We start from the raw sequence: 18,807 nt of genomic DNA, 5'->3' as shown, positions 1-18,807 counted from the left end.
CCTCAAACGTAGGCCGGGACCTGGCAGGTCTTGTGTTCGACGTGGTAGGCGAACTCGTCACGGAAGTGCTTGATCATCGCCCGCACCGGCATCGCCGCCGCATCGCCCAGCGCGCAAATGGTGCGTCCCTGGATGTTGTCGGCCACTGAGTTCAGCAGATCGAGATCCTCGGGGCGGCCCTTGCCATGCTCGATGCGATGGACCATGCGCCACAGCCAGCCCGTGCCTTCGCGGCAGGGTGTGCACTGTCCGCAAGACTCGTGCATGTAGAAGTAGGACAGGCGCAGCAGCGACTTGACCATGCAGCGCGTGTCGTCCATCACGATGACCGCGCCAGACCCCAGCATCGAGCCGGCCTTGGCGATGGAGTCGTAGTCCATCGTGCAGTCCATCATGATGGATGCCGGCAGCACCGGTGCCGAGGAGCCTCCGGGAATCACAGCCTTGAGCTGGCGCCCCTTGCGCACGCCGCCGGCCAGTTCGAGCAGCGTGGCAAAGGGTGTGCCCATCGGGATCTCGTAGTTGCCCGGGCGCTCGACATCGCCCACCACAGAGAAGATCTTGGTGCCGCCGTTGTTGGGCTTGCCCACCTGGAGGTAAGCGTCGCCGCCGTGACGGATGATCCAGGGTACCGCAGCAAAGGTCTCGGTATTGTTGATCGTGGTGGGTTTGCCGTACAGGCCGAAGCTCGCCGGGAACGGCGGCTTGAAGCGCGGCTGGCCTTTCTTGCCTTCCAGCGACTCCAGCAGCGCGGTTTCCTCGCCGCAGATGTAGGCACCGAAGCCGTGGTGGGCGTGCAGCTGGAAACTGAAGCCACTGCCGAGAATGTTGTGGCCTAGGTAGCCAGCGGCACGCGCCTCTTCGAGGGCCTGCTCGAAGCGCTCGTAGACCTCGAAGATCTCACCGTGGATGTAGTTGTAGCCCACGCTGATGCCCATCGCGTAGGCAGCGATTGCCATGCCCTCGATCACGATGTGCGGGTTGTAGCGCAGGATGTCGCGGTCCTTGCAGGTGCCCGGCTCGCCTTCGTCAGAGTTGCACACGAGGTACTTCTGACCGGGGAACTGACGAGGCATGAAGCTCCACTTCAACCCCGTAGGGAAGCCGGCGCCACCACGGCCGCGCAGGGCCGACGCCTTCACTTCCGCAATCACCTGGTCGGGCGTCATGCCCGCGCCGCCGTCGACGCCCAGCACCTTGCGCAGCGCCTGGTAGCCTCCGCGAGCCTCGTAGTCCTTCAGGCGCCAATTGCTGCCGTCCAGGCCGGCATAGATCTGGGGACTGATGTGACGGTCGTGAAAGCAGGTTTCGCGGCCAGTGGCCTGAAACTTGGACAGGTCGAGGGCCATCACTTCACCCCCTGCTTGGCGGCGGACTCGAGTTCGGCCAGCAGCGCATCGAGTCGATCGTTGCTCATGAAACTGCACATCTGGCGATCATTGACCAGCATCACCGGCGCGTCGGCACAGGCGCCAAGGCACTCGCACTCCTGCAGCGTGATCAGCCCGTCGGGTGTGGTGCCACCGATCTCGATGCCCAGGCGACGGGCCAGATGCTCGGCCGCGGCTTGGCCGCCACGCAACTGACACGGCAGGTTGGTGCAGACGTTGAGCTTGAACCTACCCACCGGCTGCTGGTTGTACATGTTGTAGAAGGTCGTGACCTCGCGCACCGCCACCGCGGGCATGCCCAGGTACTGAGCCACGCCCAGCTCGGCCTCGGCCGATACCCAGCCCTGCTCCTGCTGCACGATGGCCAGGCAGGCCATCACGGCCGACTGCTTCTGCTCGGGCGGGTACTTGGCCACCTCGCGGGCGAAACGCTCCAGCGTGGCCGGTGCGAACTGCATCGGCTGGACCTGCTTGGCTTGGGCGCTCATCGGTCAATCTCTCCGAACACGATGTCCATGGTGCCGATCACGGCCACGGCATCGGCGATCATGTGGCCGCGCGACATCTCGTCCATCGCGGCCAGGTGGGCAAAGCCTGGGGCACGGATCTTCAGGCGGTAGGGTTTGTTGGCACCGTCACTGACCAAATAGATGCCGAACTCGCCCTTGGGATGCTCCACGGCGGCATAGGCCTCCCCTTCGGGAACATGGAAGCCTTCAGTGAAGAGCTTGAAGTGATGGATCAGCTCTTCCATGCTGGACTTCATCTCCACACGTGACGGCGGAGCCACCTTGTGGTTGTCGGTGATGACCGGGCCGGGGTTCTTGCGCAACCAGTCCACGCACTGCTGGATGATGCGGTTGGACTGGCGCATCTCCTCGACGCGCACCAGATAGCGGTCGTAGCAGTCACCGTTGGTGCCCACAGGCACGTCGAACTCCATGCGGTCGTAGACGTCGTAGGGCTGCATCTTGCGCAGATCCCAAGCAATGCCCGAGCCGCGCAGCATGGGTCCGGTGAAGCCGAGGTTGAGGGCGCGTTCCGGGGTGACGACGCCGATGCCCACGGTGCGCTGCTTCCAAATGCGGTTGTCCGTCAGCAGCGTCTCGTACTCATCCACGTGCTTCGGGAAGCGGCGGGTGAAGTCCTCGATGAAGTCGAGCAGCGAGCCCTGGCGGTTCTCGTTGAGCTTGGCAATCGCCTTGGCGTTACGGATCTTCGAAGGCTTGTACTGCGGCATGCTGTCGGGCAGGTCGCGATAGACACCGCCCGGACGGAAGTAGGCCGCGTGCATGCGAGCTCCCGAAACAGCTTCGTACATGTCGAAGAGATCCTCGCGCTCGCGGAAGCAGTAGATGAGCATGTTCATCGCACCGCAGTCCAACCCGTGGGCGCCGAGCCACAGCAGGTGGTTCAGCAGCCGAGTGATCTCGGCGAACATCACGCGGATGTACTGCGCGCGCTCGGGCACCTCGATGCCCAGCAGCTTCTCGATGGCCAGGCAGTAGGCATGCTCGTTGCACATCATGGACACGTAGTCGAGACGGTCCATGTAGGGCAGCGACTGGATGTAGGTCTTGCTCTCGGCCAATTTCTCGGTGGCACGGTGCAGCAGCCCGATGTGGGGATCGGCGCGTTGGATCACCTCGCCGTCGAGTTCCAGCACCAGGCGCAGCACGCCGTGGGCAGCCGGGTGCTGCGGACCGAAGTTGAGCGTGTAGTTCTTGATGTCAGCCATCGTTGCCTCGGGCTCAGTGCAGGCCGCCGTAGTGTTCCTCGCGGATCACGCGCGGCGTGATCTCGCGCGGCTCGATCGTCACGGGCTGGTAGATGACGCGGCGCTGCTCGGGGTCGTAGCGCATCTCGACATGGCCCGTGGTCGGGAAGTCCTTGCGGAACGGATGCCCGATGAAGCCGTAGTCGGTGAGGATGCGGCGCAGGTCCAAGTGGCCCTCGAAAACAATCCCGAACAGGTCGAAGGCTTCGCGCTCGAACCAGTTGGCGGCATTCCAGATCTCATGGACCGAGGCCACCATCGGCAGGTCGTCGTCGGGGCAGAAGGTGCGAACACGCAACCTCCAGTTGTGCGTGACCGACAGCAGGTGGCACACCACCGCGAAGCGCGGCCCGTCATGACGGCCGTCTCCATAGGTGCTGTAGTCCACCCCGCACAGATCGATGAGCTGCTCGAAGCGCAAGGTCTCGTCGTCGCGCAGACGGCGGCATACGTCGAGGTAGTCGGCAGCCGCCACCACCAGGGTGAGCTCGCCGCGATCGCGACGCAGCGAACGGATCTGGCCGCCCAGACGGGCCTCGATCGCGCTTTGCAGGGTGTCGAGTCGGGTCATGGGCTTCTCTTCAGCGTGCGATGGTGTTTTCTCGGCGGATCTTGGACTGCAGCTGCAAAATGCCATAGAGCAGCGCCTCGGCCGTGGGCGGGCAGCCAGGCACGTAGACATCGACCGGCACGATGCGGTCGCAGCCGCGCACGACGGAGTAGCTGTAGTGGTAGTACCCCCCGCCGTTGGCGCACGAACCCATGCTGATCACCCAGCGCGGCTCGGCCATCTGGTCGTAGACTTTGCGCAGGGCCGGGGCCATTTTGTTGCACAGGGTGCCTGCCACGATCATCAAATCGGATTGGCGCGGGCTGGGGCGAAAGAGCATGCCGAAGCGGTCGATGTCGTAGCGCGATGCGCCTGCATGCATCATTTCCACGGCGCAGCACGCCAGCCCGAAAGTCATGGGCCACAGCGACCCGGTCTTGGACCAGTTGATCAGCTTGTCAGCCGTGGTGGTGATAAAACCTTCCTTGAGAACGCCTTCGATACTCATGACTGCACTCCTTGGTCATTCCCAATCCAGGGCGCCCTTCTTCCACTCGTAGACGAAGCCCACCACGAGAATGGCCAGGAAGACCATCATGGCCCAAAAGCCTACAGGCCCGATTTCGCGCAAGGCCACAGCCCAAGGGAAAAGGAAGGCAATCTCGAGGTCGAAGAGGATGAAGAGGATGGCCACGAGGTAGTAGCGCACGTCGAACTTCATGCGCGCATCCTCGAAGGCCTCGAAGCCGCACTCGTAGGGGGAGTTTTTCTCAGGGTCCGGCCGGCGCGGACCGAGGACAAAGCCGAGCACCTGAGGCGCCACGCCTACCGCGACGCCAACCAAGATGAACAGGAGGACGGGAAGGTACTGTTCGAGGATCATAGGCGTTGCGTCGCTTGGCTCATCGTTTCGTGGGTCCTGGCTGCGCCATGTCTGCGTCGTCCGGCCTTGCCGCAAGCGGCAAAAATAAGGCGCGCTGTCTTCAGCGGCCAACCGCTGCTTCAGCACGCCCGATTTCCCTGCGCCAGCCGCTGCCAGCCGGTGTCAGGGTCGACGAAGCACCGGATGAGGACTCCGCCGAAGATGCATTTGGATGGTGCCGACGGCGAGACTCGAACTCGCACAGCTTTCGCCACTACCCCCTCAAGATAGCGTGTCTACCAATTCCACCACGTCGGCCCGGAACACTCTCGCGGATTACGTCCGCGACATGCACCAATCGTTCTGTTGGGTCTCGTGAGCCGCCCGTGAATTCTGAGGGGAGCCGCTCACTGCACAGACATAAATTCTAACTCGAAAAGCAGGGTTTTCTCCAAGCGCCATCACCGACTTTTGAGACCTGTTTGGTCTGGCGCAAGCTCGCACCGCGAGTGGGGCCCGCCCCATCAGCACTGGACGAGGCCCACAGGCCTGGTCGATGCCCCCCGGCCCTGCCTCAGTTGCCGGAGGCCGGAATCTGGGCCGCACCGGCTGCCGAAGCCGGCTGGCTGGCGACGGGCGCGGAGGGCGCATCGGGCGCGCCGGGGATCTGCGCAGCGCCCGGGGCTGCGGGCTGGTCGAGCACGCTCGCGCCGGGTACGGCCGCACCACGGGTGTCGGGGGTGGACAGGTAGGCCAACGCCAGCGTACAGACGAAGAAGACGGTCGCACACACCGCGGTGGTACGCGACAGGAAGTTGGCGCTGCCGGTGGCCCCGAACAAGCTGCCCGAGGCCCCGCTGCCGAACGACGCGCCCATGTCAGCGCCCTTGCCGTGCTGGATCAACACCAGACCGATCATGGCGAGCGCGGCCAGCAACTGCACCACAAGGATCAAGGTCATCATGAACTGCATCAGTGTTCTCCGGTGATTCGAGGAGCCGCGCGCCTCACAGGGCGGCGCGGCAGATGGCGATGAAGTCGGCGGCCTTCAGCGAAGCCCCGCCGATGAGCCCGCCGTCGATGTCGGGCTGCTGGAACAAGGCGGCGGCATTGTCGGGCTTGACGCTGCCGCCGTAGAGGATGCGCATGCCGTCAGCGTGCGGCGTGGCGGCCTTGAGCTGGGCGCGCAGCAGGGCATGCACCGCTTGGGCCTGATCGGGGGTGGCGGTCTTGCCGGTGCCGATGGCCCACACCGGCTCGTAGGCCACCACGATCTGCGGCGTGCAGTGACCCAGCGTGTGGATCACGGCCGAGAGCTGGCGCTTGACGACCGACTCGGTGTGCCCGGACTCGCGCTCGGACAGCGTCTCGCCCACGCACACGACGGGGATGAGGCCCTTGCCGAGCGCCATCTTCGCCTTGTCGGCCACGAGTTGGTCGGTCTCGCCGTGCAGGCTGCGGCGCTCGGAATGCCCAACGATCACGTAGCGGCACCCCAGGTCGGCGAGCATGGCCGCCGAGACCTCGCCGGTGTAGGCCCCCTGCTCGTGCGCCGAGCAGTCCTGGGCGCCCAGGGCGATGTGGCTGCCCTGCAGGGCCAGCACGCAGGCGGCCAGGTAGGGATACGGCGGGCACACCGCCGTCTCGCACACGAAGGGTTCGGCCGCGCGCAGGCCGGCCAGCAGTTCAGCGTTGGACGCCAGGCTGCCGTGCATCTTCCAGTTGCCGATGACGAGTTTGCGTCGCATGGACGGAGCACTCCGCGCAAAAAGCTGCAAATTCTAAGGGGACGTCCGTTGCGCAGGCGGCCACACGAGGACCAACTTGCCGATGTGCTGGTTGGACTCCATCAGCGCATGCGCCTGGGCGGCCTCCTGCGGCCCGAAAGTGCGGAAGACGACCGGCACGATGCGGCGCGAGACCAGCAAGGGCCACACGTGCTCGCGCAGTTCCCGTGCGATCTGCGCCTTGAAGGCCACAGGGCGGGGACGCAGCGTCGAGCCCGTCACCGTGAGGCGGCGGCGCATCAGAGCGCCGAGGTCGAGTTCGGCCTTGGACCCGCGCTGCACGGCGATGATGACCAGGCGGCCGTCATCGGCCAGGCAGCCGATCTCACGCGGCAGGTAATCGCCGGCCACCATGTCGAGGATGACGTCGGCCCCGCGCCCCCCGGTGAGCTCGCGCGTGCGCTCAGCAAAATCCTCGCAGCGGTAATTGATCGCGTGGTCGGCCCCGAGCCTGCGGCAAGCCTCGCACTTCTCTTCGGAGCCGGCGGTGGCGATGACGGTCGCCCCGAAGGCCTTGGCCAGCTGGATGGCCGTCACACCGATGCCGCTGGTGCCCCCTTGCACGAGCAAGGTCTCACCGGGCTGGAGGCGGCCCCGCTGGAAAACGTTGGACCACACGGTGAAGAAGGTCTCGGGCAGCCCCGCGGCCTCGACGTCGGACCAGCCGGACGGCACCGGCAGGCACTGGGCCACCGGAGCGACGCACAGCTCGGCATAGCCCCCGCCTTGCACCAGGGCACAGACGCGGTCGCCCAGCCGAAAGCCAGCTTCGGACAAGGCCTGGGCATCGCCGGCTACGATCTCGCCGGCGACCTCCAGTCCCGGGATGTCCGAGGCGCCTGCAGGCACGGGGTACAGGCCCTTGCGCTGGAGCACGTCAGGACGGTTGACCCCCGAGGCACCGACGCGGATCAGCACCTCCCCCGGCCCGGGCACGGGATCGGGGCGTTCGGCCAGGCGCAGCACTTCGGGTGCACCGTATTCGACGATCTCGACCGCTTTCATGATTTGACGATGGGCCTTCCGACCCGACTCACTGCTGCTGTTGCTGCTCCTGGGCCTCGCGTTCGGACGCGGGAGCCCGCTCGGCCAAAGCCTTCATCGACAGCTTCACGCGGCCCTTGTCGTCGGTCTCGAGCACCTTGACGCGCACGATCTGGCCTTCCTGCAGGTAATCGCTGACCTTGTTCACCCGCTCGTGGGCGATTTGGCTGATGTGCAGCAGACCGTCTTTGCCTGGCAGCAGGTTGACCAGGGCACCAAACTCCAACAGCTTGGTGATGGGGCCCTCGTAGATCTTGCCCACCTCGACCTCGGCGGTGATTTCCTCGATGCGGCGCCGAGCCTCCTCGGCGCGCGCCCCGTCGGTGGAGGCGATGGTGATGGTGCCGTCCTCGGCGATGTCGATCTGGGTGCCGGTCTCCTCGGTCAGCGCGCGGATGGTGGCGCCCCCCTTGCCGATCACGTCGCGGATCTTCTCCGGATTGATTTTCATCGTGTACAGGCGCGGAGCGAACTGGGAGACCTCGGCCTTGGCGCCACCGACGGCCTCGACCATTTTGCCCAGGATGTGCATGCGCGCCTCCTTGGCCTGGGCCAGCGCGACCTGCATGATCTCCTTGGTGATGCCCTGGATCTTGATGTCCATCTGCAAGGCGGTGACGCCTTCGGTCGTGCCGGCCACCTTGAAGTCCATGTCGCCCAGATGGTCCTCGTCCCCCAGGATGTCGGTGAGCACCGCAAAGCGGCTGCCCTCCTTGATCAGCCCCATGGCGATGCCGGCCACGTGCGCCTTCAGCGGCACACCGGCATCCATCAGCGCCAGGCAGCCGCCGCACACGGAAGCCATCGAGGACGAGCCGTTGGATTCGGTGATCTCGGAGACCACGCGCATCGAGTAGGCGAATTCGTCCTTGGAGGGCAGCACTGCGACCAGGGCCCGCTTGGCCAGCCGGCCGTGGCCGATCTCGCGGCGCTTGGGACTGCCCACGCGGCCGGTCTCGCCGGTGGCGAACGGCGGCATGTTGTAGTGCAGCATGAAGCGGTCGGTGAACTCGCCGCCCAGCGCATCGATCTTCTGCGCATCGCGGTCGGTGCCCAGGGTGGCGACGACCAGGGCCTGGGTTTCGCCGCGGGTGAACAGGGCCGAGCCGTGGGTGCGCGGCAGCACGCCGGTGCGGATCTCGATGGGACGCACGGTGCGGGTGTCGCGACCGTCGATGCGCGGCTCCCCGGCCAGGATCTGGCTGCGCACGATGCGCGCCTCGATGTCGAAGAGCAAACTGTCGACCTTCACGTCGTCGAATTCGAGGCCCTCGGCGACCAGCGCCTCCTTGACAGCCGCATAGGCTTCACGGCAGGCCTGGGTGCGAGCCTGCTTGGAGCGGATCTGGTAAGCCGCACGCAGCTTGTCCTCGGCCAGGGCGGTGACCTTGGCGATGAAGGATTCATCCTTCGCGGGGGGCTGCCAGTCCCATTCGGGCTTGCCGCCCTCGCGCACGAGTTCGTGGATGGCCTCGATCGCCACTTTGCCCTGCTCGTGACCAAAGACCACGGCGCCCAACATGACGTCTTCGGGCAACTGATCGGCCTCGGACTCGACCATCAGCACGGCGGCCTCGGTGCCGGCCACCACCAGGTCCAGTCGCGACTGCGCCAACTGGGTCTTGCCGGGGTTGAGCACGTACTCGCCGTTGACGTAGCCCACACGCGCAGCGCCGATCGGGCCGTTGAAGGGAATGCCCGAGACGGCCAGCGCGGCGCTGGTGGCGATCATCGCGGGGATGTCCGGCTCGACCTCGGGATTGAGCGAGAGCACGTGCACGACGACCTGCACCTCGTTGAAGAAGCCCTCAGGGAAGAGCGGCCGGATCGGGCGGTCGATCAGGCGCGAGGTCAGGGTTTCATACTCGCTGGGCCGGCCCTCACGCTTGAAGAAGCTGCCCGGGATCTTCCCGGCGGCGTAGGTCTTCTCGATGTAATCGACGGTCAGGGGGAAGAAGTCTTGGCCAGGCTTGGCGCTCTTGGCCGCCACCACGGTGGCCAGCACCACGGTGTCGTCCATGTTGACCAGCACGGCGCCGGTGGCCTGGCGCGCGATCTCGCCCGTCTCCATCGTGACGGTGTGTTGGCCCCACTGGAAGGTCTTGGTGACTTTGTTGAACATGCTCATGGATGTCTCCGGTGATCGGCGCGCATGCGGCTGCGCGCAAAGCCTGGAGCCTCGTCACCGGAGCGGAGTGCCATTCCAAGGCGCCTGACCCGCAGGCGCCTTGGAATGACACAGCAACTCCATTGCAGTGGCGCGGACTCCGACAAAAAACAAAGAGCCTGTGCTGGGGACGCCAGACAGGCTCTTGGTCATCCTCGGGCGCTTACTTGCGCAGGCCCAGCTTCTGGATCAACGCCGTGTAGCGCTCGGCGTCCTTGTCCTTCAGGTAGGCCAGCAGGCGCTTGCGGCGGTTGACCATCTTCAGCAAACCACGGCGACCGTGATGGTCTTTCTTGTGGAGCTGGAAGTGGGGGGTGAGTTCGTTGATGCGGGCGGTCAGCAAGGCCACCTGCACTTCGGGAGATCCGGTGTCGGCGGCGCCGCGGGCGTGGGCCTTGATGATCTCGGCCTTGTTCAAATCTGCGATCGACATGTCGTTCCTTGGAATCGACCGCCACCCCTGCGGCTCAGGCGCGCGCAGGAGCAGACGGTTTCGTACTCACTTGCGGTCGCGGGTGAAACCTCCCCGCGCCGTGCCTTGTCCTGCAGCGCTTGGCTGCAAAACTTGGTTATTTTACACAAAGATGATCTCGCCTGGCTCAGGGCCGGCGCATCTGGCACTGGTGGGGCTGTTCGGTGCGTGCAGCGCTCAGGTGGCGCACGGTGGCAAATCCGTAGCCAGACCCCTCGTTGTCGAAGCGTACGCCCCCGCTGCCGGCCTTTTGCATCAGGCTGACGTACAGGGGCTGGATGAACTGGTGATCGGCAGCACGCATGACCCCTTGGTGGACGCCGCCCAGGGCCGCGCCGTCGAAGCGAGCGCCTTCCAAGGCACGGGCCACCTGGGTCGGGTCGGTCGCGCCGGCGCGTTCGATGGCAGCCACCAGCATCTCGACCATGGCCTGCATGCGCATGTGCAGGTAGTCGTCGGCCGCCCGGGGGAAGCGTTCGCGGAAGGCCGCGTAGAAGTGATCGGAGGCCACCCCACCGGCATTGGGGTGCCACTCGGCCACCGCCAGCACGCGCCCCACGCCGGCCTCGCCGATCGCGGCCGGTACACCCAGGGCGTTGCCGTAGAAGGTATAGAACTTCGCCTGCAGGCCCACCTCGCGGGCCGCCTTGATCATCAGGGTCAGGTCATTGCCCCAGTTGCCGGTCACCACGGCCTGGGCCCCCGACGCTTTGATCTTGGCCACGTACGGCAGGAAGTCTTTGATGCGGCCCATGGGGTGCAACTCTTCGCCCACGATCTTCAGGTCGGGGCGGCGCTGGGCCAGCATCTCTCGGCTCCTGCGCACCACATGCTGGCCGAAGCTGTAGTCCTGGCCGATGAGGTAGACGCTGTCGACCGAGCGGTCCTCGGCGAGCACATCCATCAGCGCGGCCAGGCGCATGTCCGCATGGGCATCGAAGCGGAAGTGCCAGAAGCTGCAGCGCTCGTTGGTCAGGCTGGGCTCCACGGCGGCATAGTTCAGGAAGAGCACGCGGCGCTGCGGGTCGCGCTCATTGTGCTTGTCGATGGCATCGATCAGCGCCGCCGCCGTGGCCGAGCTGTTGCCCTGGGCGACGAAGGCAATCCGCTGGTCGATCGCCGAGCGCAGCATCGACAGGGCCTCCTCCGTCTGGCCCTTGCTGTCCAGGCGCACGATCTCCAGCGGCCGTGCGCCTGCGGGCAGCTTCACGCCGCCGCGGGCGTTGACCCGCTCGGCCGCCCAGGCAAGGTTGCGGTGCACGGCTTCCCCGGCGTTCGCAAAGGGGCCAGACAAACCTTCGATGAGGCCCAAGCGCACCGGCTCGGGGCGCGGCTGAGCCGCCGCCGGGACGGACAGGCCGATCAGGGCCACGCCCAGGGCGGCGCGCAGGGTGTTCGTGAGGAGGTTCTTCATGGGCCAACAGGGATCGTCACGAGGCCGAGGACGAGGAATCGGGCGCGGCGGATTGTGCCAGCGCGCCGGTTCGCTGACTCAGGCTGCGGCCAGATCCCAGCGGGGCGCGACGTCGAAAGCGTAGTCGCGCCGGGCCCGCCCTGGTTCGCGCTGCAGCCGCATCGCGGCCGCCAGGGCGATCATGGCGCCGTTGTCGGTGCACAGATGCAGTTCGGGATAGTGCACCCGCAGGCCCCGGCGCTGCGCCTGGGCGTCCAGCAGCTCGCGCAGGCGACGATTGGCTCCGACCCCGCCGGCCACCACCAGACGCCTCAGGCCCGTCTGTTTCAGCGCCGCCAGCGACTTCTTCACCAGCACGTCCACGATGGCGGCCTGGGTGGATGCGGCCAGGTGGGCCCGGTCCTGCTCGCACACGGCATCGCCGAGCTTGCGCACCTGGGTCCACACGGCGGTCTTCAGCCCAGCGAAAGAGAAGTCCAGGTTGCCGCTGTGCAGCAGCGGGCGTGGCAGTTCGAAGGCCTGCGGGTCGCCAAACTCCGCCAGCCGGGCCAACGCCGGGCCACCGGGATACCCCAGGCCGAGCAGCTTGGCCGACTTGTCGAAGGCCTCGCCCGCAGCATCGTCGATGGTCTCCCCCAGCAGTTGGTAGCGACCGACGTCGTCCACCCGCATCAACTGGGTGTGGCCCCCGGACACCAGCAGGGCGACAAAGGGAAACTCGGGCGGATCGGCCGACAAGAAGGGCGAGAGCAAGTGCCCTTCGAGGTGGTGCACCCCCACCACCGGACGGTCCAGCGCCGCCCCGAGAGCACAGGCCAGCCCGGCCCCCACCAGCAAGGCCCCAGCCAAGCCCGGGCCACGCGTGTAGGCGATGGTGTCGATCTCTTCCAGGCGGCAGCCCGCCTCGGCCAGCACCTGGCGAGTCAGTGGCAGCACGCGGCGGATGTGGTCCCTGGATGCCAGCTCGGGCACCACCCCGCCATAGGCCTGGTGCATGTCGATCTGGCTGTGCAGCGCGTGGGCCAGCAGCCGGGGCGCAGCCAGGCCGTCATCGGCACGCACCAAAGCCACGCCGGTTTCGTCGCAAGAGGATTCGATGCCCAGTACCAACATCCAGGCAGTGTAGCGCCCTGGGGTTGACCCGGATGGCCAGCGACGTTTTCTCCGTTTCTGTAACAACCTGGCACGATTTGTTGGCGCTTTGTCACAACTTCATCCTAGGGAATGCACCACACTGCGCCGAATTCCCTTCCCAGGGAAACGCACGGGCGGTTAGTCTTGGCACCCGTTTGCGATGCGCACAAGAGCGGCGTTTCGACCGTACAGAGTCGTTTGGGATCATGAAGGAATACAAACTGTCGGGCTGGCCCGAGCTGCCTCCCGCTTACCAACGCACCGCCTACCAGCGGATGTTGCACCAGATGTCCCAGGGCTTCGTCCCGCTGTCCTTGCTGGTGCGTGCCAGCGGTCTGGGCCGCGAGGCGGTCCAGCATTTCCTGGCCCAGCTCAGCACCCGCGGGGTGCTGGTGGAACGCACGCAGCCGCGTGCCCCGCTGGGCGCTAGCATGGCCTCGCGTTCGATGGCCTGGCTGCGACGCACCCTGCGCGTCTGAGCGTCCCGGGCCCGGCATGGCCCGATAGTTGCTCAGTGGCGGGCATGAGCCCGTCCCCTGCCCTGCGCATCCTCATCGTTGCTCCGGAAACGCTCGCCCCGGACCCAAACGATGCCGTCGCGGGCTGGCAGGCCGAGCGCTCGCGCAGCCTGCGTATCGGCCTGCTGGAGGCTGGATGCAACATCGTGGCCGTGCTGCCGGCCGACGTCTACCTGCCCGAGCGGGTGGCGCAGATCCAGCCCGACCTGATCATCGTGGACGCCGAGAGCGAAGCACGCGACACGCTGGAGCATGTGGTGATGGCCACCCGCGATGCGCGCCGGCCCATCGTGCTGTTCACCGACGACGAGGACACCAGCCACGTGCGCGACGCCATCGCCGCAGGAGTCAGTGCCTATGTGGTGGCCGGGCTCGCACCGGAGCGTGTGAAGCCCGTGCTGGAAGTGGCGATGGCCCGCTTCCAGCATGAGGAGGGCTTGCGGCGCGAACTGGCCGATGCGCGCACCCAGTTGCAAGAGCGCAAGCTCGTCGATCGGGCCAAGGGCATTCTGATGGCCCGGCTGGACTGCACGGAGGCGCAAGCCTATGCCCGGCTGCGCAAGATGTCGATGGACAAGGGCCTGCGGCTGGCCGACCTGGCCCAGCGGCTGATCGACGCCAACGAACTCCTGGCTTGAGAGGACGGGGCGCACCGCCATTGTGCGCCGCACAAGCTGCAGGCTCGGCCACCGCGGCCTGCGCACCGCGCCGGGGCGCCGCCGATGGCGCTTTCGCGGCAAAGTCCTGGCACGGTTCATGCGTAAGCTCGTTCGCGCGGGTCAACGGCGACCCGCGTGATCGGCCCGGAGGCGTCAAGGACGATGCCCCGGCCCCAGGACGAAGGCGTCCCCACCGGTCTGTTCGCAGGCTGCGTGAGGACGCCTTTTCTTGTTTGGTGCTTCGATGAACTCAAGGATGCGACGCATGAAAGCCCACGACCTGCTCAAGGCCCGCCTGAACCGCCGGACCCTGCTCAAGACCACGGCCGCCGCCGGTGCCGCCGGCATGGTGCCGGGACTGCACACCGCCGTCTGGGCCCAGGGCTCGGACAAGCCCGAGAAGGAAGAGGTGCGGATCGGCTTCATCCCGTTGACCGACTGCGCCTCGGTGGTGATGGCTTCGGTGCTGGGCTTCGACAGGAAGTACGGCGTGAAGATCATCCCCACGAAGGAGGCGTCGTGGGCGGGCGTGCGCGACAAGCTGGTCAACGGCGAGCTCGACATGGCCCACGTGCTCTACGGGCTGATCTACGGCGTGCACCTCGGCGTGAGCGGCCCCAAGAAGGACATGGCCGTACTCATGACGCTGAACAACAACGGGCAGGGCCTGACGCTGTCGAAGAAGCTGGCCGACCAGGGTGCCACGGACCTGGCCGGTTTGGCCAAGTTGATGCGCACCGACAAACGGGAGTACACCTTTGCGCAAACCTTCCCCACCGGCACCCACGCGATGTGGTTGTACTACTGGCTGGCCAGCGCGGACATCCACCCGTTCAAGGATGCCAAGGTGATCACCGTACCGCCGCCACAGATGGTGGCCAACATGCGCGTGGGCAACATGGACGGCTTCTGTGTGGGTGAGCCCTGGAACCACCGCGCCATCATGGATGGCATCGGAATCTCCGCGGCCACCTCGCAGGACGTCTGGAAGGATCACCCCGAAAAAGTGCTGGGCACCACGGCCGACTTCGTCAAGAAGCATCCCAACACGGCCCGCGCGGTGGTGATGGCCGTGCTCGAAGCCAGCCGCTGGATCGATGCAGGCCTGCAGAACAAGATGAAGATGGCCGAGGTCGTGGCCGACAAGGCCTACATCAACACCAGCATCGACGCCATCAACCAGCGCATTCTGGGCCGCTACCAGAACGGCTTGGGCAAGACCTGGGACGACCCCAACCACATGAAGTTCTTCAATGATGGTGCCGTCAACTTCCCCTACCTGAGCGACGGCATGTGGTTCCTCACCCAGCACAAGCGCTGGGGCCTCATCAAGGAACACCCGAACTATCTGGAAGTGGCCCGGCAGATCAACCAGGTGGACCTGTACAAGCAGGCCGCCTCGGCGCTGAAGGTCAGCATCCCCAAGGATGTGATGCGCACCAGCAAGCTCATCGACGGTGTGGTGTGGGACGGCAAAGACCCCGCCAAGTACGCCGATGGCTTCAAGGTCAAGGTCTGAGTCGCCGCACCCGGGAGCGCATCATGGTCAGTGCCGTATTTCATTCTTCGGTGGCAGACAGCCCGGCCGCAAAGCCCGCCAACGCGCCCATCCGCACCCACGCAGCCGCGGCGGCCACCGTGCGTGTCAAACCCGCTCGGGCACCGATCGACTGGCGAGGCTGGGGGCTCACCCTGCTGGCGCCGGTCTTCGGCGTGGCAATGCTCCTCGGCATCTGGGGCCTGGCCACCGTCAACAGCACGAGCTTTCCCACGCCGGGCGCCACCTGGGAGGCTGCGGTGAAGCTCTTCGCCGACCCGTTTTACCGGAATGGGCCGAACGACCAGGGCATCGGCTGGAACGTGCTCTATTCGCTGGAACGTGTGGGCATGGGCTTCGGTCTGGCCGCAGCGGTGGGCATCCCGGTGGGCTTCCTGATCGGTCGTTTCGCCATCGTCAACCGCATGTTCTCGCCCATCGTGAGCCTGCTGCGCCCGGTCTCGCCACTGGCCTGGCTGCCCATCGGTCTGCTGGTGTTCAAAGCGGCCAACCCGGCGGCCATCTGGACCATTTTCATCTGCTCGATCTGGCCCATGATCATCAACACGGCCGTGGGCGTGCAGCGGGTGCCACAGGACTATCTGAACGTGGCTCGCGTGCTCAACCTGTCGGAGTGGAAGGTGATCACCAAGATTTTGCTGCCTTCGGTGCTGCCCTACATGCTGACTGGCGTGCGCCTGTCGGTGGGCACGGCCTGGCTGGTGATCGTGGCCGCCGAGATGCTGACCGGCGGCGTGGGCATCGGCTTCTGGGTCTGGGACGAGTGGAACAACCTCAATGTGCAGCACATCCTGATCGCGATCTTCGTGATCGGCATCGTGGGCCTGCTGCTTGAACAAGTCCTCATCTTCATTGCCAAGCGCTTCAGCTACGCCGAGTGAAAGGACCGATCATGACTCAGCATTTCATCCAGGTGCAGTCGGCCGAGATGGTCTTCCACACCAAGAAGGGCAGTTTCCACGCGCTGCGCGACATCCACCTCGATGTGGAGCGCGGCGAGTTCGTGACGCTCATCGGGCACTCGGGCTGCGGCAAGTCGACGCTGCTCAACTTGATCGCGGGGCTGCTCAAGCCAACGAGCGGTGTGCTGCTGTGCGACAACCGCGAGATCCGCGAGCCGGGCCCCGAGCGCGCGGTGGTATTCCAGAACCATTCGCTGCTGCCCTGGCTCACCTGCTTCGAGAACGTCTACCTGGCGGTGGACCGTGTGTTCGGCGGCAAGGAGTCGAAAGCGCAACTGAAGGCGCGTACCCAGGCGGCGCTGGAATTGGTGGGGATGGGGCATGCCACCGCCAAGCGCCCTCACGAGATCTCGGGCGGCATGAAGCAGCGCGTGGGCATCGCCCGGGCGCTGGCCATGGAACCCAAGGTGCTGCTGATGGACGAGCCCTTCGGGGCGCTGGATGCCCTCACCCGCGCCCATCTGCAAGACGAGCTGCTGAAGATCGTGGCCCGCACCAAAAGCACGGTCGTGATGGTGACGCACGACGTGGACGAGGCGGTGCTGCTGTCCGACCGCATCGTGATGATGACCAACGGGCCGGCGGCCACCATCGGCGACATCCTGCGCGTGGACCTGCCGCGCCCGCGCGATCGCGTCTCACTGGCAGAGGATGCCCGCTACATCGCCTGCCGCAAGGCGGTGCTGGACTTCCTCTACACCCGCCACGCTCACGTGGACCGGTTGGCCGCCTGACGGCCGGACCACCACCACAGCGCCGCACCGGCGGCGATCATCGGCAGGCACAGCCACTGGCCCATGCTGAGGTTCAGGGCCAACAGGCCCAGGAAGCTGTCGGGCTCGCGGAAGTACTCCGCGATGAAGCGCAACACGCCATAACCCATCAGGAAGGCCGCGGAGACCTGCCCCGTGGCGCGGGGCTTGCGGGCATACCACCACAGCAGCACGAAGAGCAGCAGGCCCTCGAGCGCAAACTGGTACAGCGGCGAGGGATGGCGGGGGACGTCGGTGCCCGACTGCGGGAAGACCATCGCCCAGGGCAGGTTCGGGTCGGCCTCGCGGCCCCAGAGTTCGCCGTTGATGAAGTTGCCGATGCGGCCCGAAGCCAGGCCTGTCGGGACGCACGGCGCAATCAGGTCGGTCACCTCGAAGAAGCGGCGCTTACGCTGCCAGGCGAACAGCGCCACGGCGCCCATCACGCCGAGCAGCCCCCCATGGAAGGCCATGCCGCCCTTCCACACCGCAAAGATCTCCAGAGGATGGGCCATGTAGTAGCCGGGCTTGTAGAAGAGCACATAGCCCAGCCGGCCGCCGATGATCACGCCCAGCACGCCAAAAAACAGCAAGTCCTCGACGTCGCGGCGCGTCCAGCCGGTGTCGGCGTAGGGCGAACGCCCCACGCGGATCGAGGCCAGCCACAGAAAAAGGCCGAAGGCGACGAGGTAGGTCAGGCCATACCAGTGGATGGCCACCGGACCGATTTGCAAGGCCACGGGGTCGAACTGGGGATGCACCAGCATCAGAGAGTTTCCTTGTGTGGAGATGGCGCGGCAGCCATCACGTGGTCGACGAAGCGGCTCACGACCGGAGGCTGCGGCGGCCGCCACACCAGGCTGGTCTCGCAGGCCAGTCCGGCTGCCTCCACCGAGCGGTAAACCACCCCCGGGCGCTGCAGCCGCGTCACCGTCTCGGGCACCCAGGCCACGCCGATGCCGGCGGACACCAGGTTCACGATGGTCTGCATCTGGATGGCTTCCTGGGCGATGCGCGGGGCCACCTGCCGGTCGCGATAGAACGCAAGCATCGCATCATAAAGCGAGGGCCCGATGACCCGCGGGAAGATCACCAACGGCTCGTCCAGCACCTGCTCGGCGCTGAGCCGCGGGTGAACGGTCAGCGGGTGGTCGCCGGGCAGGGCCAGCACCAGCGGCTCGCCCTGCACCCGCACGGCGCCCAACCCCCCCAGTCGTTCGCCCGGTGCATGCAGCACGAAGCCGGCGTCGATCTCGCCGGCTTCGAAAGCCGCCAGTTGCACGTCGAGCGTGGCCTCGCGCAGCGCCAGTTCCACCCCCGGGTGGGCCTCGCGGAAGGTCTTGAGCCAGCTCGGCAGCGGGCCGTAGCCGATAGTGGAAACGAAACCCAGCCGCAGCCGCCCGAGCGTGCCAGCGGCGGCGGCCCGCGTCAGCGGCCCGAGCTGTTCGGCTTGCGCCAGCAGGCGGCGGGCCTGGGGCAGCAGGGCCAGCCCGGCCGGGCTCAAGGCCACCGAGCGTCGCGTGCGATGGAACAGCGGCGCCCCCAGCAGGGATTCGAGCTGGCGAATGCCCATGGTCAGCGGCGGCTGGGTCATGTGCAGGCGTTCGGCCGCTCGGCCGAAGTGCAATTCTTCGGCCACGGCCACGAACTGGCGGAGGTGACGCAGTTCCAGCATTGATCTTTCTGACGAATCAAAATGCTTCAAAAGATATATTGGAGTCGATTTTGCCAGCGCTGCATACTGCGCGCTGGCCGGCAGT

At 66.1% G+C, this 18,807-nt stretch carries 20 protein-coding genes and 1 tRNA gene; 5 read left to right on the top strand and 16 right to left on the bottom strand.

The genetic code is table 11. From position 1 onward, the window contains the following. Nucleotides 1-2 precede the first annotated feature (2 nt). The 14 genes from nuoF to tsaD all read right to left on the bottom strand — a co-directional run bounded on the left by nuoF (nucleotide 3) and on the right by tsaD (nucleotide 12,577). On the bottom strand, nucleotides 3-1,349 hold the full coding sequence (gene nuoF, locus ACK4ZD_RS05455; RefSeq protein WP_409659510.1) for an NADH-quinone oxidoreductase subunit NuoF: 1,347 nt from the start codon (nucleotides 1,347-1,349) through the stop codon (nucleotides 3-5). Then, nucleotides 1,349-1,879: an NADH-quinone oxidoreductase subunit NuoE gene (gene nuoE / locus ACK4ZD_RS05450; RefSeq protein ID WP_409659509.1), complete on the bottom strand. Its 531-nt coding sequence runs from the start codon at nucleotides 1,877-1,879 to the stop codon at nucleotides 1,349-1,351. Before nuoE ends, nuoF begins: the two co-directional genes overlap by 1 nt. Beyond that, complete coding sequence (locus tag ACK4ZD_RS05445) at nucleotides 1,876-3,129, bottom strand: NADH-quinone oxidoreductase subunit D (RefSeq protein WP_409659508.1); 1,254 nt, start codon at nucleotides 3,127-3,129, stop codon at nucleotides 1,876-1,878. The genes nuoE and ACK4ZD_RS05445 overlap by 4 nt, the downstream gene beginning before the upstream one ends. Nucleotides 3,130-3,142: 13 nt before the next feature. Continuing rightward, nucleotides 3,143-3,739 (bottom strand): NADH-quinone oxidoreductase subunit C, encoded by a 597-nt coding sequence (locus ACK4ZD_RS05440; RefSeq protein WP_409659507.1) that lies wholly within the window; start codon nucleotides 3,737-3,739, stop codon nucleotides 3,143-3,145. Between the two features lie 10 nt (nucleotides 3,740-3,749). Further along, a complete protein-coding gene (locus tag ACK4ZD_RS05435; protein WP_104302711.1) occupies nucleotides 3,750-4,226 on the bottom strand; it encodes a NuoB/complex I 20 kDa subunit family protein in 477 nt (158 codons plus the stop codon). Nucleotides 4,227-4,241: 15 nt separating this feature from the next. Then, nucleotides 4,242-4,601 carry an NADH-quinone oxidoreductase subunit A gene (locus ACK4ZD_RS05430; protein ID WP_409659506.1) on the bottom strand — a complete coding sequence of 120 codons (360 nt, stop codon included), beginning with the start codon at nucleotides 4,599-4,601 and terminating at the stop codon, nucleotides 4,242-4,244. Between the two features lie 212 nt (nucleotides 4,602-4,813). Next, nucleotides 4,814-4,898: transfer RNA gene (locus ACK4ZD_RS05425), tRNA-Leu, on the bottom strand. Between the two features lie 256 nt (nucleotides 4,899-5,154). Beyond that, complete coding sequence (gene secG, locus ACK4ZD_RS05420) at nucleotides 5,155-5,553, bottom strand: preprotein translocase subunit SecG (RefSeq protein ID WP_409659505.1); 399 nt, start codon at nucleotides 5,551-5,553, stop codon at nucleotides 5,155-5,157. Between the two features lie 34 nt (nucleotides 5,554-5,587). After that, on the bottom strand, nucleotides 5,588-6,328 hold the full coding sequence (gene tpiA / locus ACK4ZD_RS05415; RefSeq protein ID WP_409659504.1) for a triose-phosphate isomerase: 741 nt from the start codon (nucleotides 6,326-6,328) through the stop codon (nucleotides 5,588-5,590). 33 nt (nucleotides 6,329-6,361) lie between these two features. Further along, the gene (locus ACK4ZD_RS05410; RefSeq protein WP_409659503.1) at nucleotides 6,362-7,372 is read right to left on the bottom strand and encodes an NAD(P)H-quinone oxidoreductase; all 1,011 of its coding nucleotides are present in this window, start codon (nucleotides 7,370-7,372) and stop codon (nucleotides 6,362-6,364) included. Between the two features lie 28 nt (nucleotides 7,373-7,400). After that, the gene (gene pnp / locus ACK4ZD_RS05405) at nucleotides 7,401-9,539 is read right to left on the bottom strand and encodes a polyribonucleotide nucleotidyltransferase (RefSeq protein WP_409659502.1); all 2,139 of its coding nucleotides are present in this window, start codon (nucleotides 9,537-9,539) and stop codon (nucleotides 7,401-7,403) included. A 202-nt stretch (nucleotides 9,540-9,741) separates the two neighbouring features. Then, nucleotides 9,742-10,011, bottom strand: a complete 270-nt coding sequence (rpsO, locus tag ACK4ZD_RS05400) for a 30S ribosomal protein S15 (RefSeq protein ID WP_062196133.1) — start codon at nucleotides 10,009-10,011, stop codon at nucleotides 9,742-9,744. A gap of 166 nt (nucleotides 10,012-10,177) precedes the next feature. Beyond that, complete coding sequence (locus ACK4ZD_RS05395; protein WP_409659501.1) at nucleotides 10,178-11,464, bottom strand: branched-chain amino acid ABC transporter substrate-binding protein; 1,287 nt, start codon at nucleotides 11,462-11,464, stop codon at nucleotides 10,178-10,180. A gap of 78 nt (nucleotides 11,465-11,542) precedes the next feature. Further along, nucleotides 11,543-12,577 (bottom strand): tRNA (adenosine(37)-N6)-threonylcarbamoyltransferase complex transferase subunit TsaD, encoded by a 1,035-nt coding sequence (gene tsaD / locus ACK4ZD_RS05390; protein ID WP_409659500.1) that lies wholly within the window; start codon nucleotides 12,575-12,577, stop codon nucleotides 11,543-11,545. Nucleotides 12,578-12,804: 227 nt separating this feature from the next. On the opposite strand from tsaD, the gene ACK4ZD_RS05385 reads away from it, so the two are divergent. The 5 genes from ACK4ZD_RS05385 (at nucleotide 12,805) to ACK4ZD_RS05365 (ending at nucleotide 17,029) form a co-directional block, all read left to right on the top strand. Further along, a complete protein-coding gene (locus ACK4ZD_RS05385) occupies nucleotides 12,805-13,077 on the top strand; it encodes a hypothetical protein (RefSeq protein WP_409659499.1) in 273 nt (90 codons plus the stop codon). Between the two features lie 44 nt (nucleotides 13,078-13,121). Next, nucleotides 13,122-13,754 carry an ANTAR domain-containing response regulator gene (locus ACK4ZD_RS05380; protein WP_409659498.1) on the top strand — a complete coding sequence of 211 codons (633 nt, stop codon included), beginning with the start codon at nucleotides 13,122-13,124 and terminating at the stop codon, nucleotides 13,752-13,754. Nucleotides 13,755-14,040: 286 nt separating this feature from the next. Further along, nucleotides 14,041-15,294: a CmpA/NrtA family ABC transporter substrate-binding protein gene (locus tag ACK4ZD_RS05375; protein WP_409659497.1), complete on the top strand. Its 1,254-nt coding sequence runs from the start codon at nucleotides 14,041-14,043 to the stop codon at nucleotides 15,292-15,294. Between the two features lie 23 nt (nucleotides 15,295-15,317). Then, entirely contained in the window at nucleotides 15,318-16,214 is an 897-nt protein-coding gene (gene ntrB / locus ACK4ZD_RS05370) for a nitrate ABC transporter permease (RefSeq protein ID WP_409659496.1), read from the top strand. An 11-nt stretch (nucleotides 16,215-16,225) separates the two neighbouring features. Next, entirely contained in the window at nucleotides 16,226-17,029 is an 804-nt protein-coding gene (locus ACK4ZD_RS05365; RefSeq protein ID WP_409659495.1) for an ABC transporter ATP-binding protein, read from the top strand. On the opposite strand, the gene lgt is transcribed toward ACK4ZD_RS05365, so the two are convergent. Both lgt and ACK4ZD_RS05355 read right to left on the bottom strand, forming a co-directional pair. Further along, nucleotides 17,005-17,814 (bottom strand): prolipoprotein diacylglyceryl transferase, encoded by an 810-nt coding sequence (gene lgt, locus ACK4ZD_RS05360; protein WP_409659494.1) that lies wholly within the window; start codon nucleotides 17,812-17,814, stop codon nucleotides 17,005-17,007. The two genes, ACK4ZD_RS05365 and lgt, sit on opposite strands and share 25 nt — an antisense overlap. After that, complete coding sequence (locus ACK4ZD_RS05355; protein ID WP_409659493.1) at nucleotides 17,814-18,722, bottom strand: LysR family transcriptional regulator; 909 nt, start codon at nucleotides 18,720-18,722, stop codon at nucleotides 17,814-17,816. Before ACK4ZD_RS05355 ends, lgt begins: the two co-directional genes overlap by 1 nt. Nucleotides 18,723-18,807 lie beyond the last annotated feature (85 nt).

It is taken from the genome of Caldimonas sp., from assembly GCF_046291045.1.
Lineage (GTDB): Bacteria > Pseudomonadota > Gammaproteobacteria > Burkholderiales > Burkholderiaceae_C > Caldimonas.
The sequence above is the reverse complement of the archived record's forward strand: the minus strand, read 5'-3'. Positions and strand labels throughout refer to the sequence as shown.

Bases quoted from the DNA above. Each gene is read 5' to 3' on its own strand.
- ACK4ZD_RS05355 (WP_409659493.1), bottom strand. From the start codon at position 18,722: ATGCTGGAACTGCGTCACCTCCGCCAGTTCGTGGCCGTGGCCGAAGAA.
- ACK4ZD_RS05375 (WP_409659497.1), top strand. From the start codon at position 14,041: ATGAAAGCCCACGACCTGCTCAAGGCCCGCCTGAACCGCCGGACCCTG.
- nuoE (WP_409659509.1), bottom strand. From the start codon at position 1,879: ATGAGCGCCCAAGCCAAGCAGGTCCAGCCGATGCAGTTCGCACCGGCC.
- ACK4ZD_RS05410 (WP_409659503.1), bottom strand. From the start codon at position 7,372: ATGAAAGCGGTCGAGATCGTCGAATACGGTGCACCCGAAGTGCTGCGC.
- ACK4ZD_RS05380 (WP_409659498.1), top strand. From the start codon at position 13,122: ATGAGCCCGTCCCCTGCCCTGCGCATCCTCATCGTTGCTCCGGAAACG.
- secG (WP_409659505.1), bottom strand. From the start codon at position 5,553: ATGCAGTTCATGATGACCTTGATCCTTGTGGTGCAGTTGCTGGCCGCG.
- ACK4ZD_RS05385 (WP_409659499.1), top strand. From the start codon at position 12,805: ATGAAGGAATACAAACTGTCGGGCTGGCCCGAGCTGCCTCCCGCTTAC.
- tsaD (WP_409659500.1), bottom strand. From the start codon at position 12,577: ATGTTGGTACTGGGCATCGAATCCTCTTGCGACGAAACCGGCGTGGCT.
- ACK4ZD_RS05445 (WP_409659508.1), bottom strand. From the start codon at position 3,129: ATGGCTGACATCAAGAACTACACGCTCAACTTCGGTCCGCAGCACCCG.
- lgt (WP_409659494.1), bottom strand. From the start codon at position 17,814: ATGCTGGTGCATCCCCAGTTCGACCCCGTGGCCTTGCAAATCGGTCCG.
- ACK4ZD_RS05440 (WP_409659507.1), bottom strand. From the start codon at position 3,739: ATGACCCGACTCGACACCCTGCAAAGCGCGATCGAGGCCCGTCTGGGC.
- pnp (WP_409659502.1), bottom strand. From the start codon at position 9,539: ATGAGCATGTTCAACAAAGTCACCAAGACCTTCCAGTGGGGCCAACAC.
- nuoF (WP_409659510.1), bottom strand. From the start codon at position 1,349: ATGGCCCTCGACCTGTCCAAGTTTCAGGCCACTGGCCGCGAAACCTGC.
- tpiA (WP_409659504.1), bottom strand. From the start codon at position 6,328: ATGCGACGCAAACTCGTCATCGGCAACTGGAAGATGCACGGCAGCCTG.
- ACK4ZD_RS05435 (WP_104302711.1), bottom strand. From the start codon at position 4,226: ATGAGTATCGAAGGCGTTCTCAAGGAAGGTTTTATCACCACCACGGCT.
- ntrB (WP_409659496.1), top strand. From the start codon at position 15,318: ATGGTCAGTGCCGTATTTCATTCTTCGGTGGCAGACAGCCCGGCCGCA.
- ACK4ZD_RS05430 (WP_409659506.1), bottom strand. From the start codon at position 4,601: ATGATCCTCGAACAGTACCTTCCCGTCCTCCTGTTCATCTTGGTTGGC.
- rpsO (WP_062196133.1), bottom strand. From the start codon at position 10,011: ATGTCGATCGCAGATTTGAACAAGGCCGAGATCATCAAGGCCCACGCC.
- ACK4ZD_RS05365 (WP_409659495.1), top strand. From the start codon at position 16,226: ATGACTCAGCATTTCATCCAGGTGCAGTCGGCCGAGATGGTCTTCCAC.
- ACK4ZD_RS05395 (WP_409659501.1), bottom strand. From the start codon at position 11,464: ATGAAGAACCTCCTCACGAACACCCTGCGCGCCGCCCTGGGCGTGGCC.